We start from the raw sequence: 13,796 nt of genomic DNA, 5'->3' as shown, positions 1-13,796 counted from the left end.
CAGGAATGGAAGGCGGGGTGAACCCCGTGTTCATCTGGCATGGGGCCGGGCATCCGTGTGCAGAGGGCGAAAGGGAAGGGGCGTCTCAGCCTGGTTCCGGGAAGTAGCGCTCCAGCAGGGCGGTGAGGATGGCCTGGCACTCGGCATCCGGCTCGCCGGTGACCAGGGCGGGGCGAAAGTGAAGCTGGAAGGCGCGCAGGACGGCGCGGCTCTGCTCATCCCAGGCGCCGTGCTGGGGTAGGCCGTAGCCGTAACGGGCAAGCTGCTGCTGCCATTGCAGCGCATCCCAGGGGATGAGCTGCGTCTGGCGCAGCTCGGCCACCCGGGCCTCGTCGGGCCAGGCGCCGACACCGTAGCGCAGGGCGAGCTCGCGCCAGGGGAACCGGGGGCCGGGATCCTGCTTGCGCTCGGGGGCGACATCGCTGTGGGCCAGCACCTGGGTGGGGGGTATCTGGTAGCGTTCGACCAGATCCCGGGCGAGTGCGCCGAGGGCGGCGGTCTGGGCAGGAGGATAGGGTTGCCAGTGTCTCAGATGGGCGGGCAGGGCCGCGTCTTTCTCGTCATACCCGAGATTCACTATCTCGATGCCGAGCGAACTGGCGTTGAGCCCGGCGTAGTGATGCCAGCGACTGCGTCCGGCGTGCCAGGCCCGCTGGCTGTCGGGCACCAGCTGGTAGACCGGGAACGGTTGCTCGTCGGTGTCGCGGGGGATCAGGTAGTGGGCGCTCACCTTGTGCTCCGGTTCGGTCAGCAGGCGCAGGGAGCGGGCATCCTCTTCATCCGTGTAGTGCAGGATGAGAAAGGCGATGCGTTCGTTCTGGCTGGCGCTCTGATGCTCCTGATTGAGACGATAGGGCGCAGGCTGGCAGGCGCCGAGCAGCAGGATGAGGGGCAGTGACCAGCGCCAGCGCGCCGCGAACCGGCACGCGCCGCCGCTCGTCGGGCGTGGAGCCAGCAGGCGGCGCCAGCCCATGGTCTAGCCTCGCACCTGGCCGGAGGCGGTCATCAGGGCCCGGGCCTGTATTTGGCGGTGAGGCCAATCAGGAAGTTGCGCAGGATCTGATCCCCGCAATCCTGATAGTGCTTGTGATCCCTGGCGCGGAACAGGGCGCTCAGCTCGGACTTGGAGAGGTTGAAGTTCGCGAGCTTGAGGGTGCCCAGCATCTCCTCTTCCTTGTAGTTGAGGCCGATGCGCAGCTTGCGCAGGATCAGGTTGTTGTTGATCCGGTTCGGGATCACCTGGGGCGGGGCATCTTCCCGCACACCGCGGCGCAGGGCGATGAAGCCGTCGAGGAACTGGCTCAGTGCCGAGTCCGGGCAGGCGGCGAAGCCCGCTTCCTGTACCTCGCCCTCTTCGGCCTCTTTCATCAGCCAGCCGTGCAACTGGGCATGGGTGATGGCCAGATTGCCCTTGGCAAAGATCTCGACCATCTGGTCGTTACTGATGCTGAGGGCATAGCGCAGGCGGCGCAGAATATCGTTGTTGGTCATGTTGACTCCTGTGGAAACGGCGCAGATGTTACCACCTGCCGCCTGTCCAGTCAGAAAAAGCGCCTCAGTCGGTCAGGGCCAGGTAGCGGGGGGCCTCCTGCCTCACCTGCTCCAGGGCATCCTGCAGCTCCAGCAATTCGGGTTCCAGATCGCTCACGGCGACCCCGTCGCGCAGCTGCTGCTCGAGCTGGGAGAGCAGGCGTTGCAGACCCGGCACCCCGGAGTAGGCGCAGCCACCGTTGAGGCGGTGGAGCTGGGCCAGCACGTCTGCATCGTCGGCACTCCCTTCCAGCGCCGCCGCCAGGATGGGCTCCACCTCGTCGAAGCTGGCCAGCAGCATGGTCAGCATCTCCCGGGCGAGGGCCGGCTTGCCGGCGGCCTGACGCACGGCGAGGGGCCAGTCTATCTGCTGATCCCCGTGATTCTGGTGCCGCCGGTGAGCGAAGTCGGTGATGAGCTGCGCCAGCATCCCCTCGTCGATGGGCTTGGCCAGGTAGTCGTCCATGCCCTGGCGAATGAGGCGCTCCCGCTCACCGGGAATGGCATGGGCGGTGACCGCGACGATGGGGGTCTCGGTGTTGAGGGAGTGGTGGCGGATCGCCTGGGTGGCGCTGATGCCGTCCATGACGGGCATCTGGATATCCATGAAGATGATGTCGAACGGCTGGCTCTGGGCCAGGTTGACCGCCTCCTTGCCGTTCTTGCACACCACCACCTCGGTCACCATCTCCTTGAGCATGGCGGCGATGAGCTTGAGGTTGGCGGCGTTGTCATCCACCGCCAGCACCTTGACCGCCTGCACGCTGCGCGGCGTCGGCGCGGGCAGGGGGGCACGGCGTACCGCCTCGGGGGAGAGCAGGGCGTGCAGCAACTTGCGATGGTTGATGGGCTTGGAGAGGCAGTGGACGGCGCCGTGGGCCAGCATGGCGTCGTAGAGGGCCGGCTCGTGGCTGCTGAGCAGCACTATGGTGTTCTGCTGGCCGTCCAGTCCGTCGAGACGGGCAATCACCTGCTGCGGGCTGTGCAGGGTGCTGCTGCCGATGAGCACCATGTCCTGGCTGCTCATCGGGGGCCACTCCTCGTCCACCGTCAGGGAGTGCACATCCAGGTGCCACTCTCCCAGCAGGGCGAGCAGGGAGGCGTGAGTGAAGGGATCCGGCTCCAGCAGCCAGACCCGCTTGCCCTGGATGCGATCCAGCGGAAGCCGCTCGCTCTGGGGCAGGGGCGAGACATCCAGATCCAGGTGGAACGAGAAGACCGACCCCTTGCCGAGTTCGGATTCGAAGCGGATCTGGCCCCCCATCTGCTGCACCAGCTTCTGGGTGATAACGAGCCCGAGCCCGGTGCCCCCATAGCGGCGGGAGATGGAGGAGTCTGCCTGGTTGAAGGCCTGGAACAACTGGCGTTGCTGCTCTTCCGAGATGCCGATGCCGGTATCGCGAATCAGCACCCGCAGGCGCACCTTGTTGCCGCTGGATTCCCCGGTCTGCTCGACACGCACGTCCACGTTGCCACGCTCGGTGAACTTGATGGCGTTGCCGGTGAGGTTGGTGAGCACCTGCTGCAGGCGCATGGGGTCGCCGGTGAGGTAGTCCGGCACGGCGGCATCCACCTGGAGGGAGAGTTCGAGCTGCTTGTCGTGGGCGCTCGGCCCCAGCAGGTGCATGGTCTCGTTGAGGGTGTCCCGCAGGCTGAAGGGGATGTGCTCGAGCTGCAGCTTGCCCGCCTCCAGCTTGGAGAAGTCGAGGATGTCGTTGATGATCCCAAGGAGGTTGCGCGCCGACTTCTCGATGGTCTGCATGTAGTCGGTCTGGCTCGGGGTCAGGCTGGTCTTGAGCAGTTGGCGGGTGAAGCCGATGACCCCGTTGAGCGGGGTGCGCAGCTCGTGGGACATGTTGGCGAGGAACTCGGACTTGACCCTGGCCGCCTCCTGGGCGCGCTTCTTCGCCATGTCGAGCTCGACGTTCTGGATCTCGATCTGCTCGAGGGTCTCCCGCAGATCCGACGTCGCCTGATCGATGTTCTGCTGCATCTCCTCGTGATATTCGGAGAGCGCCTTGGCCATGGCGTTGATGCCGTTCTTGAGCATGTCCAGCTCGCCGGTGAGCTGGCCGCTGACACGGGTATCGAGTCGCCCCTCCCTGATCCGGTGCACCGCCTGCACCATGTCGGTGATGGGCTGGGTCACGCTCTTGACCAGACGGAAGCCGAACAGGGCGCTGATGGCCAGCCCGATGAGCACGATGATGACCGCGAAGAAGGCGTCGCGGTACTGCAGGACGATGGCCCTATCCGTGGCGAGTTGCATGGAGATGTAGCCAATGACCGGCGGCTCCAGGTCGCTTGGCAGCGGGAAGCCGTCCAGGCTGGTCTCTGCCTGGATGGGGGTGCGCAGTATGATGTCATCGCCGTTGACGGAGACGCTGGTCAGGGCCGGGATGACGCTGCCGTCCGGCAGACGAAGCTGGCTGAAGTCCCTGTGGTAGTTGGACGTCACGAACAGCTGGTTCTCCTGGGTGAAGACGGCGATGGACTTGATGAAGGGCGAGTTTTTGCGATGGGTGAGCCCGATCAGCCGCTTGAGGGATTCGCGGCTGTGCTGTGTCATGCCGTATTCGCTGGCGATGGCCAGGGGCTCGATGATGTTGATGCCCTGATCGATGAGGTTGTTTTCCAGCTGCTGATAGCGGTGGAAGGTGAAATAGCCGGCGATGAGGCCGCCGATGATGAGGGTCGGCAAGATGGTGAAGGCCAGCACCCGGGCCCTGAGACCGTACTTGGTCATGCCGCCGACCCGCCTTTCGCAAGAGAAGCCATGACCCGGGGCGCATGCAGGCACCGGGGTCGGGCAGGCAATACAGTCACTGTCGCTGTACGGGGTCTCAGGCCGTATCCGGTCATATCAATGGGCCACTTTTGGTCAGAATGGACGATGGGGCGGATGCCACGGCTGGGGCCCTCAGGCCGTATTTGGTCATACGATTATTCTTGTGGGACAATGGTCTGCCGCAGATTCCACAATCATGACATAGCCACCTATAGGCACCAAGTTTTATGGCCCAGTTTTTCAAGCCCCAAAAGAAATCCACCCAGCCCCAACGTATTGAATTTACGGTAGACAGTCTGGATCACCACTGTGTCGGTATCGGCCGTCATCAGGGCAAGGCCATCTTCGTCGAAGGGGCGCTGCCCGGCGAGGCCATCAAGGCCCGCATCATCGACGACAAGAAGCACTATGCCCACGCCTCCCTGCAACAGGTGGTGACGCCGGCGGCCAACCGGGTAGCCCCCTTCTGCGACCACTATCGCGAGTGTGGCGGTTGCAGTGCCCAGCACCTGGGAGAGGGAGATCAACTGGCGGCCAAGGAGGCGGGACTGGTCAGCCTGTTCGAGCGCCTTGGCAACATCCAGGCGCCTACGCTGGCACCTGCGCTGACGGGGGAGTCCCGCGCCTACCGCCGGGTCTGCCGTCTGGCCATCAAGTTTGACAAGAACGGTCGCTGTACCCGGGTGGGCTTTCGTCGTCGCCAGTCGAACGATCTGGTAGAGATTGCCGGCTGTCCTGTGCTGGCCGAGCCCCTCTCCGCCCTTATCGCCCCTCTGCGCGAATGCCTCAACCGGCTGAAGAGCCAGCGCGAACTGGGCCATGCGGAACTCATTCAGGGGGAGCAGGGCATTCTGATGCTGCTGCGCCACACCGGTCGCCCCACCGAGGCGGATCGGGCTCACTTGACCGAGTTTGCCACCGCCCAGGGGATAGACCTCTATCTGCAGGCGGCGGACGAGCAGATCGAACCTCTGCGTCAACAGTCTCAGCCAAGTTACACGCTGGATGGCCTGTCTCTTGCATTCGCTCCTGGCGACTTCATCCAGGTCAACGGGCCCGTCAACCAGCGCATGGTGGAGCAGGCATTGAGCTGGCTCGACGCAGGCAAGGATGACAAGGTGCTGGACCTCTTCTGCGGCATCGGCAACTTCACCCTGCCGCTGGCCCGTCAGGCCCGCGAAGTGGTGGGGGTGGAAGGGGAGTTCGCCATGGTGACGCGTGCACAGGAGAATGCCCGCCGCAACGGTATCGACAACGCCCGCTTCTACAAGGCGGACTTGAGCGGCGACATCGTGGGCATGTCCTGGGCCCGGGAAGGGTTCGATCTGGTACTGCTGGATCCGGCCAGACCCGGGGCGCTGGAGGTGATGAGCCACGTGGTGGCACTTTCCCCCAAACGGGTGGTCTATGTTTCCTGTAACCCGGTCACCCTGGCCCGTGACAGTCAGGTGCTGGTGCAGGGGGGCTACAAGCTGACCCGTCTGGGGATGCTGGACATGTTCCCCCACACCGGTCATCTGGAGTCCATGGCGCTGTTCGAACGGGGCTGAGTCGAGGCGACCGCATTATTCTGGGTGAATCAAGATGCGGTCGTGATGATTTTTCGACGTGCATGATGCTGCCAGAGTGAGGTAAAACAGGTGTTTTTCGCTGCCTTCAACGGGCAGGGCAGAATGCGGTTATCTTGGTTTTCCAGCGGCGGCAGCGCTGTTTGAGCGGGAGTGATTAGGGTAATCTAGGTCGTCGATAGTGGATCGGATGCGGGGAAGAGCCCTGTCACCTTGCGCGGTGACATGCCTTGAAAACTCTTTCATGCATCCCCATTTGAGGCAGTCATCAGTTGATGAGGGGATGAGGAGAGCATCGGCTTTCGACCCCACACTTTTAAGGATTGATACCATGGTTGCGGTGCGCGATATTCATTTGAAAGACAATTTCACTCTGGATGAGTGGGTCAGTTCCCTTACCCTGAGTGAAAGTGACAAGAATCAGTTGCGAACCGTCTACCAGTATTGCCTGACCTTGGGTGACGAAGCGCTCACCAACCGCCTGCTGGTGCGCGGGGTCGAGATGGTGGGCATCCTGCTGATGCTCAGCATGGATCTCGCCACCCTCAAGGCCGCCATTCTCTATCCCTTCGTCGAAGCGGGTCTCATCAGCCAGGAAAAGGTGAACGAGGACTTCGGCCCCAAGATCGCCAAGCTGGTGGAAGGGGTGCTGGAGATGGAGGCCATTCGCTCCCTGCAAACCCTTCACCGCAGCGAAACCTCGCCGGAGCAGGTGGACAACGTGCGCCGCATGCTGCTCGCCATGGTCGAGGACGTGCGCGCCGTGGTCATCAAGCTGGCGGAGCGCATTGCCTGCCTGCGTGAGGCGAAGAAAGCGGATGAGGAGACCCGGGTGCTGATGGCCCAGGAGATCACCAACATCTATGCTCCCCTTGCGAACCGCCTCGGTATCGGTCAGCTCAAGTGGGAGCTCGAGGATCTCGCCTTCCGCTACCTGCACCCGGACACCTACAAGCAGATCGCCAAGCAACTGGACGAGAAACGGCTCGACCGCGAGCGCTACATCCGCGAATTCGTGCAGTCCCTGCGCGATGCCCTGGCCGAGGCCGGCGTCGAGGCCGAGGTCTATGGCCGACCGAAGCACATCTACAGCATCTGGCGCAAGATGCAGAAGAAGCACCTCGAATTCAACGAGCTGTTCGATGTGCGCGCGGTGCGGGTGATCACCAAGCGGCTGCAGGATTGCTACGCGGCGCTCGGTATCGTTCACACCCATTTCCACCATATTCCCCGCGAATTTGACGACTATGTCGCCAACCCCAAGCCCAATGGCTACCAGTCCATCCACACCGTGGTGGTGGGGGAGGAGGGCAAGACAGTGGAGATCCAGATCCGTACCGAGCAGATGCATCAGGATGCGGAGCTCGGTGTGGCCGCGCACTGGCGCTACAAGGAAGGGGCACAGGCCGCTGCCAAGACCAGCACCTTCGAAGACAAGATCGAATGGCTGCGCAAACTCCTCGCCTGGCAGGAGGATCTCTCGGAGAGCGGCTCCTTGCTGGACGATCTGCGCAGTCAGGTGTTCGAGGACAGGGTTTATGTCTTCACTCCCAAGGGCGATGTCATCGACCTGCCGGCAGGGGCGACGCCGCTCGACTTCGCCTATCACGTGCACAGCATGATCGGTCACCGCTGCATCGGCACCAAGATCGACGGTCGTATCGTGCCCTTCACCTATACGCTGCAAACCGGTGATCAGGTGGAGGTGATCACCCAGAAGGAGCCGAACCCGAGTCGCGACTGGATGAACCCGAACGCCGGCTTCCTGCGCTCCAGCCGGGCGCGGGCCAAGGTGGCCACCTGGTTCAGAAAGCTGGACCGGGACAAGAACATCGCCGCCGGCAAGGAGCTGCTGGAGAAAGAGCTGGACAGACACAACCTCACCCTCTCCAAGGTGGACAAGGTAGTGCTGGAGCGCTTCCATGCGGAGGAGCTGGAAGATTTGCTGGCCGGTATCGGCAGCGGCGACATCCGCATCAACCAGCTGCTCAATTATCTGGACACCCGCTACAACAAGCCGACGGCGGAAGAAGAAGATCGCCGTCTGCTGGAGAAGCTGGAGCAGAAGGCCAATGTGCCCTTCCGCCCCAAACCCAAGGATCACATCGTGGTGGAAGGGGTGGGCAACCTGATGACTCACATCGCCCGCTGCTGCCAGCCCATCCCGGGGGACGCCATCCAGGGCTTCATCACCATGGGACGGGGGGTTTCCATCCACCGGGAGGATTGCGAGCAGCTCAAGGAGCTGTCGCGTCGCAACCCGGAGCGCTTGATCGATGCGGTCTGGGGGGAGAACTACTCCGGCGGTTACGGTCTCACCATCCGCATTCTCTCCAACGACAGGTCCGGCCTGCTGCGCGACATCACCACCGTGCTCGCCAACGAGAAGATCAACGTGATGGGAGTGCGTTCGCGCTCCAACGTGCGCGAGCAGACCGCCGAAATAGACATGGAGCTGGAGATTTACAACATCAACGCCTTCAACCGAGCGTTGGCCAAGCTCAGTCAGCTCAACGACGTGATCAGCGCCAAGCGGCTGTAATGCTCAACCGACCGGCCCCAGTGGCCGGTCTGCATTTTCTCCCTCCTTGTAGAGCATTGAAGACGGATATCATGCGCCCCATCTCCGTCCGCCATGGCTCCATATCATCTGGAACAGTGGCGTGAGCGGATATTCATGAACCCCATTTACCGAATCGAAAGTGAGTTGCCCATGTCCCAACGCTACGACCTTCCCCAACTGCTCGACATCATGGCCAGATTGCGTGACCCGAACGGGGGCTGCCCCTGGGATCTCAAGCAGAGCTTCCAGACCATAGTGCCGCACACCCTGGAGGAGGCCTACGAGGTGGCGGATGCCATCGAGAGCGAAGATTGGCAAGGGCTGAAGGGGGAACTCGGTGATCTGCTGTTCCAGGTCGTGTTCTATGCCCAGCTCGGCAAGGAGCAGGGGTTGTTCGACTTTGCCGACATCGTCGATACCGTGAGCGAGAAGCTCATTCGCCGCCACCCCCATGTTTTCTCCGATGCCGATCTCGGTGACGAGCAGGCGGTCAAAGCGAACTGGGAGGCGGAAAAGGCGAAAGAGCGTGCGGCGCTCGACAAGGAGAGCGTGCTGGACGATATCCCCCTCTCCCTGCCTGCCCTGACCCGGGCAGCCAAGATCCAGAAGCGCTGCGCCACCGTCGGTTTTGACTGGAAGACCCTGGGGCCCGTGGTGGACAAGATCCACGAGGAGATCGAGGAGGTGATGGAAGAGGCGCTGATGGTAGACGTGGACGAGACTCGGGTGAGCGACGAGCTCGGCGATCTCTTGTTTGCCACCGTCAACCTGGTGCGCCATCTGGGCAAGGATCCCGAGCAGGTGCTGCGGGCTGCCAACACCAAGTTTGAGCGTCGTTTTCGTCAGGTTGAACACTTTATTGCCGCAGAAGGTCTGAAAATGACGGATTGCTCCCTGGAGAAGCTGGACGAGGCCTGGAACAAGGCCAAGGAAACCGAGCAAAGTTGATTTGGCGCAAGACGGGGCGGCGGGGAGCCTGATAGATTTTTGTTCATTGTTTGGGAGTGGGGGTTTTGGTATACTGTTTCCCCGTCCTGCTTCATCCCCGAAGCACCCCTTAAAATTCCCTAAACTTCTTTCAGGTTCAGCATGACGACCAAATATATTTTTGTGACTGGTGGCGTTGTTTCATCCCTCGGCAAAGGCATTGCCGCAGCTTCTCTGGCAGCCATTCTGGAAGCCCGTGGTCTGGATGTGACCATCATGAAACTGGACCCGTACATCAACGTGGATCCGGGCACCATGAGCCCGACCCAGCATGGTGAAGTGTTCGTAACCGAGGACGGGGCCGAAACCGATCTGGATTTGGGCCACTACGAGCGTTTCATCCGCACCAAGATGACCCGCCGCAACAACTTCACCACCGGCCGCATCTATGCCGACGTGCTGCGCAAAGAGCGTCGTGGTGACTATCTGGGCGCCACCATCCAGGTGATCCCGCACATCACCAACGCCATCAAGGAGCGGGTGATTGCCGGTGCCGAAGGCCATCAGGTTGCCATCGTCGAAGTGGGCGGTACCGTGGGCGACATCGAGTCCCTGCCGTTCCTTGAAGCCATTCGTCAGCTGGCGGCCATCGTGGGTCGCAACAATGCCATGTTCATGCACCTGACCCTGGTTCCTTACCTGGCCGCCGCCGGCGAGGTGAAGACCAAGCCGACCCAGCACTCCGTGAAGGAGCTGCTCTCCATCGGTATCCAGCCGGATGTGCTGATCTGCCGCTCCGACCGCGCCATTCCGGCCAACGAGCGTGCCAAGATAGCCCTGTTCTGCAACGTGCCCGAGCGCGCCGTCATCTCCATGAAGGATGTCGACTCCATCTACAAGATCCCGGCGCTGCTGAAATCCCAGGGTCTGGACGGCTACATCACCGAGCGCTTCGGCATCGAGTGCAAAGAAGCCGACCTGGCCGAGTGGGAACAGGTCATCTATGAAGAGGCCAACCCGACTGCCGAAGTCACCATCGGTATGGTGGGCAAGTATGTCTCCCTGCCGGATGCCTACAAGTCCGTCAACGAAGCGCTCAAGCACGGTGGCCTGAAGACCCGTCTCTCCGTCAACATCAAGTACATCGACTCCCAGGACATCGAGACCCGTGGCGCCGAGCTGCTGGAAGGTCTGGATGCGATCCTGGTGCCGGGTGGCTTCGGCGAGCGCGGTGTGGAAGGCAAAATCCTGGCCGCCAAATATGCCCGCGAGAATAAGATCCCCTACCTCGGTATCTGCCTGGGCATGCAGGTTGCCTTGATCGAATACGCCCGCAACGTGGCGGGCATGGAAGGGGCTCACTCCTCCGAGTTCAAGAAAGACAGCCCGTACCCCGTGGTCGGTCTCATCACCGAGTGGGTGGATGACGAAGGCAACGTCGAGACCCGGACCGAGAAGTCCGATCTGGGCGGTACCATGCGTCTGGGCTCCCAGCTCTGCCACCTGGTGGAAGACTCCAAGGTGCGTCAGATGTACGGCAGCCCGACCATTTACGAGCGCCACCGTCACCGTTATGAAGTGAACAACAAGCTGCTGCCGCAGATTGAAGCGGCAGGTCTGAAGGTGACCGGTCTCTCCGCCGACAAGAAGCTGGTGGAAATCATCGAGATCCCGGATCACCCCTGGTTCGTGGCCGCGCAGTTCCACCCGGAGTTCACCTCGACTCCCCGTGATGGCCACGCCCTGTTCGCCGGTTTTGTGAAGGCGGCGGGCGAGTATCAGAAGCGTAATTTGAAGTAATTGAAAATAAATGCGGTTGGGGCTCTGTGCCACAGCCGCTTTTTTTGGCATATTTTTGTTGTTTTTTTACGAAACCTGAGGAAATACACATGTCCAAGATCGTTAAAGTGATCGGTCGTGAAATCATCGACTCCCGTGGTAACCCGACCGTTGAGGCCGAAGTTCACCTGGAAGGTGGTTTTGTTGGTATGGCAGCCGCTCCGTCTGGCGCGTCCACCGGTTCCCGCGAAGCGCTGGAACTGCGTGACGGCGACAAGAGCCGTTTCCTGGGTAAAGGCGTGCTGAAAGCCATCGAAGCCGTCAACGGCCCGATCGCTCAGGCTCTGCTGGGTAAAGATGCCAAGGACCAGGCCACTGTCGACCAGATCATGATCGACCTCGACGGTACCGAGAACAAATCCAAGTTCGGCGCCAACGCCATCCTGGCTGTTTCCCTGGCCAACGCCAAAGCTGCCGCTGCTGCCAAAGGCATGCCGCTGTACGCCCACATCGCCGAGCTGAATGGCACCCCGGGTGTCTACTCCATGCCGCTGCCCATGATGAACATCATCAACGGTGGTGAGCACGCCGACAACAACGTCGACATCCAGGAGTTCATGATCCAGCCGGTTGGCGCCAAGACCCTGAAAGAAGCCGTTCGCATGGGCGCAGAAGTGTTCCACAACCTGGCCAAAGTGCTGAAGTCCAAGGGCTACAACACTGCCGTCGGTGACGAAGGTGGTTTCGCTCCGAACCTGAAATCCAACGCCGAAGCGCTGGAAGTGATCGCTGAAGCCGTTGCCGCTGCCGGTTACAAACTGGGCACCGACATCACCCTGGCCATGGACTGTGCTGCGTCCGAGTTCTACGACGCAGAGAAGAAAGAGTACAACCTGAAGGGCGAAGGTCGTATCTTCACCTCCAACGGTTTCTCCGACTTCCTGGCTGACCTGACCACCAAGTTCCCGATCGTCTCCATCGAAGATGGCCTGGACGAATCCGACTGGGAAGGCTTCGCCTACCAGACCGCCGAACTGGGCAAGAAAATCCAGATCGTGGGTGACGACCTGTTCGTAACCAACACCAAGATCCTGAAGCGCGGTATCGACAACGGCATCGCCAACTCCATCCTGATCAAGTTCAACCAGATCGGTTCCCTGACCGAAACTCTGGCTGCCATCAAGATGGCCAAAGACGCTGGCTACACTGCCGTCATCTCCCACCGCTCCGGTGAGACCGAAGACGCGACCATCGCCGACCTGGCTGTGGGTACCGCTGCTGGCCAGATCAAGACCGGTTCCATGAGCCGTTCTGACCGTGTTGCCAAGTACAACCAGCTGATCCGTATCGAAGAAGCCCTGGGTGCCAAGGCTCCGTTCCGTGGTCTGAAAGAAGTGAAGAACCAGGCTTAATTTTCGCCTGCGTTCATGCTTCACAAAGCCCCGCCATCTGGCGGGGCTTTTTCGTTCTGCGCTTATGGGCGTGTGCGACCTGCATTTTTTATTCCGACCAACCCATCCGGCACACAGGCTTTCTTTTGTCTTGCCTGCGAATATGGGAAACTAGGCCGCTTGAAGGAGACTCAGTGCATGCGGCTACTCACTCTTATCCTGCTCCTCCTGTTGGGAGGGCTGCAATATGACCTCTGGCTGGGGAAAAACGGCCTCTCCGACTATCGGGAACTCTCCACCGCCATCGAGCGGCAGCAACAGGACAACCTGGTACTCAAGGACCGCAACAGCCTGATTTACCGGGAAATCGACGATCTTACCTCTGGCCTTGAGGCCATCGAGGAGTTGTCGCGCAACGATCTTGGCTACATCAAGCAGGGCGAGACCTTCTACCGAATCATTCCCAAAGAAAAGGATCAGGTGACGGAGCCTGATGGTGCCCCCTACGATGACTGATAGCCTGAGCGGCCTGACCGCCATCGTCCCGGCTGCCGGTATTGGCAGTCGCATGGGGGCCAGTTGCCCCAAGCAGTACCTTTCCCTGGCAGGGAAATGCATTCTGGAGCACACCCTGGAGCGTCTGCTCTCCCATCCCGCCATCGCCCGTGTGATCGTGGCGCTGGCGCCCCACGACCGCTGGTTTGAGACCCTGACCGTGGCAACCGATCCGCGGGTGCTGCGAGTGGAAGGGGGAAGCGAGCGCGCCTTCTCGGTGCTCAATGCGTTGCACGTGGCAGAAGGGGAGTGGGCACTGGTGCATGACGCCGCCCGGCCCTGTCTGACCCACGAGGATCTCGATGCGCTCATTGCTGCCGCCATGGCCTCTGGCGGTGCCATCCTCGGCAGCCGGGTGCGCGATACCATGAAGCGCACCGATGCGGCCGGCAATATCCTCGCCACCGTGGATCGCGAGCAGCTCTGGCATGCCCTGACGCCCCAGATGTTTTTGGTCCGCCCCCTCAAGCGGGCGCTGGAGGAGGGGCTGGCGCTCGGCGCCGCCATCACCGATGAAGCCTCCGCCATGGAACGCGCCGGTTTCCCCGTGCGCATGGTGGAAGGGCGGGCCGATAACATCAAGGTGACCCGGCCGGAAGATCTCTCCCTGGCCGGGCTCTATTTACAGCAACAACGTGCGTGCCGGTCGGCACGACCCGATTCATCCCCAGAGGAGCAGGCATGATCCGCACCGG

Annotated in this window: 10 protein-coding genes; 7 read left to right on the top strand and 3 right to left on the bottom strand. The window is 61.6% G+C overall.

The features are described from left to right. Nucleotides 1–85: 85 nt before the first annotated feature. The 3 genes from AB5Y89_RS07205 to barA all read right to left on the bottom strand — a co-directional run bounded on the left by AB5Y89_RS07205 (nucleotide 86) and on the right by barA (nucleotide 4,276). Nucleotides 86–973 carry an N-acetylmuramoyl-L-alanine amidase gene (locus tag AB5Y89_RS07205; RefSeq protein ID WP_368223297.1) on the bottom strand — a complete coding sequence of 296 codons (888 nt, stop codon included), beginning with the start codon at nucleotides 971–973 and terminating at the stop codon, nucleotides 86–88. Nucleotides 974–1,005: 32 nt separating this feature from the next. After that, nucleotides 1,006–1,491, bottom strand: a complete 486-nt coding sequence (locus AB5Y89_RS07200) for a DUF1456 family protein (RefSeq protein WP_368223295.1) — start codon at nucleotides 1,489–1,491, stop codon at nucleotides 1,006–1,008. Between the two features lie 64 nt (nucleotides 1,492–1,555). Then, nucleotides 1,556–4,276, bottom strand: a complete 2,721-nt coding sequence (gene barA / locus AB5Y89_RS07195; protein ID WP_182976337.1) for a two-component sensor histidine kinase BarA — start codon at nucleotides 4,274–4,276, stop codon at nucleotides 1,556–1,558. A gap of 269 nt (nucleotides 4,277–4,545) precedes the next feature. Between barA and rlmD the strand changes: the two genes are divergently transcribed. From rlmD to ispD, 7 genes are all read left to right on the top strand, one after another. Next, the gene (gene rlmD, locus AB5Y89_RS07190) at nucleotides 4,546–5,868 is read left to right on the top strand and encodes a 23S rRNA (uracil(1939)-C(5))-methyltransferase RlmD (protein WP_182721717.1); all 1,323 of its coding nucleotides are present in this window, start codon (nucleotides 4,546–4,548) and stop codon (nucleotides 5,866–5,868) included. Nucleotides 5,869–6,217: 349 nt separating this feature from the next. After that, a complete protein-coding gene (gene relA, locus AB5Y89_RS07185; RefSeq protein WP_010675631.1) occupies nucleotides 6,218–8,428 on the top strand; it encodes a GTP diphosphokinase in 2,211 nt (736 codons plus the stop codon). Between the two features lie 171 nt (nucleotides 8,429–8,599). Continuing rightward, on the top strand, nucleotides 8,600–9,397 hold the full coding sequence (gene mazG / locus AB5Y89_RS07180) for a nucleoside triphosphate pyrophosphohydrolase (RefSeq protein WP_213320120.1): 798 nt from the start codon (nucleotides 8,600–8,602) through the stop codon (nucleotides 9,395–9,397). Nucleotides 9,398–9,538: 141 nt separating this feature from the next. Continuing rightward, the gene (gene pyrG / locus AB5Y89_RS07175) at nucleotides 9,539–11,176 is read left to right on the top strand and encodes a glutamine hydrolyzing CTP synthase (RefSeq protein WP_039041042.1); all 1,638 of its coding nucleotides are present in this window, start codon (nucleotides 9,539–9,541) and stop codon (nucleotides 11,174–11,176) included. Nucleotides 11,177–11,265: 89 nt separating this feature from the next. Beyond that, nucleotides 11,266–12,567 (top strand): phosphopyruvate hydratase, encoded by a 1,302-nt coding sequence (eno, locus tag AB5Y89_RS07170; protein ID WP_043154803.1) that lies wholly within the window; start codon nucleotides 11,266–11,268, stop codon nucleotides 12,565–12,567. A 177-nt stretch (nucleotides 12,568–12,744) separates the two neighbouring features. Continuing rightward, nucleotides 12,745–13,062, top strand: a complete 318-nt coding sequence (ftsB, locus tag AB5Y89_RS07165; protein ID WP_010675628.1) for a cell division protein FtsB — start codon at nucleotides 12,745–12,747, stop codon at nucleotides 13,060–13,062. Next, the gene (ispD, locus tag AB5Y89_RS07160) at nucleotides 13,055–13,786 is read left to right on the top strand and encodes a 2-C-methyl-D-erythritol 4-phosphate cytidylyltransferase (protein WP_048208397.1); all 732 of its coding nucleotides are present in this window, start codon (nucleotides 13,055–13,057) and stop codon (nucleotides 13,784–13,786) included. The genes ftsB and ispD overlap by 8 nt, the downstream gene beginning before the upstream one ends. Nucleotides 13,787–13,796: the final 10 nt, after the last annotated feature.

The organism is Aeromonas sp. s4 (genome assembly GCF_040907855.1).
GTDB lineage: Bacteria > Pseudomonadota > Gammaproteobacteria > Enterobacterales > Aeromonadaceae > Aeromonas > Aeromonas caviae.
Note: the sequence above shows the minus strand (reverse complement) of the source record. Positions and strands in the feature narration are given on the sequence as shown.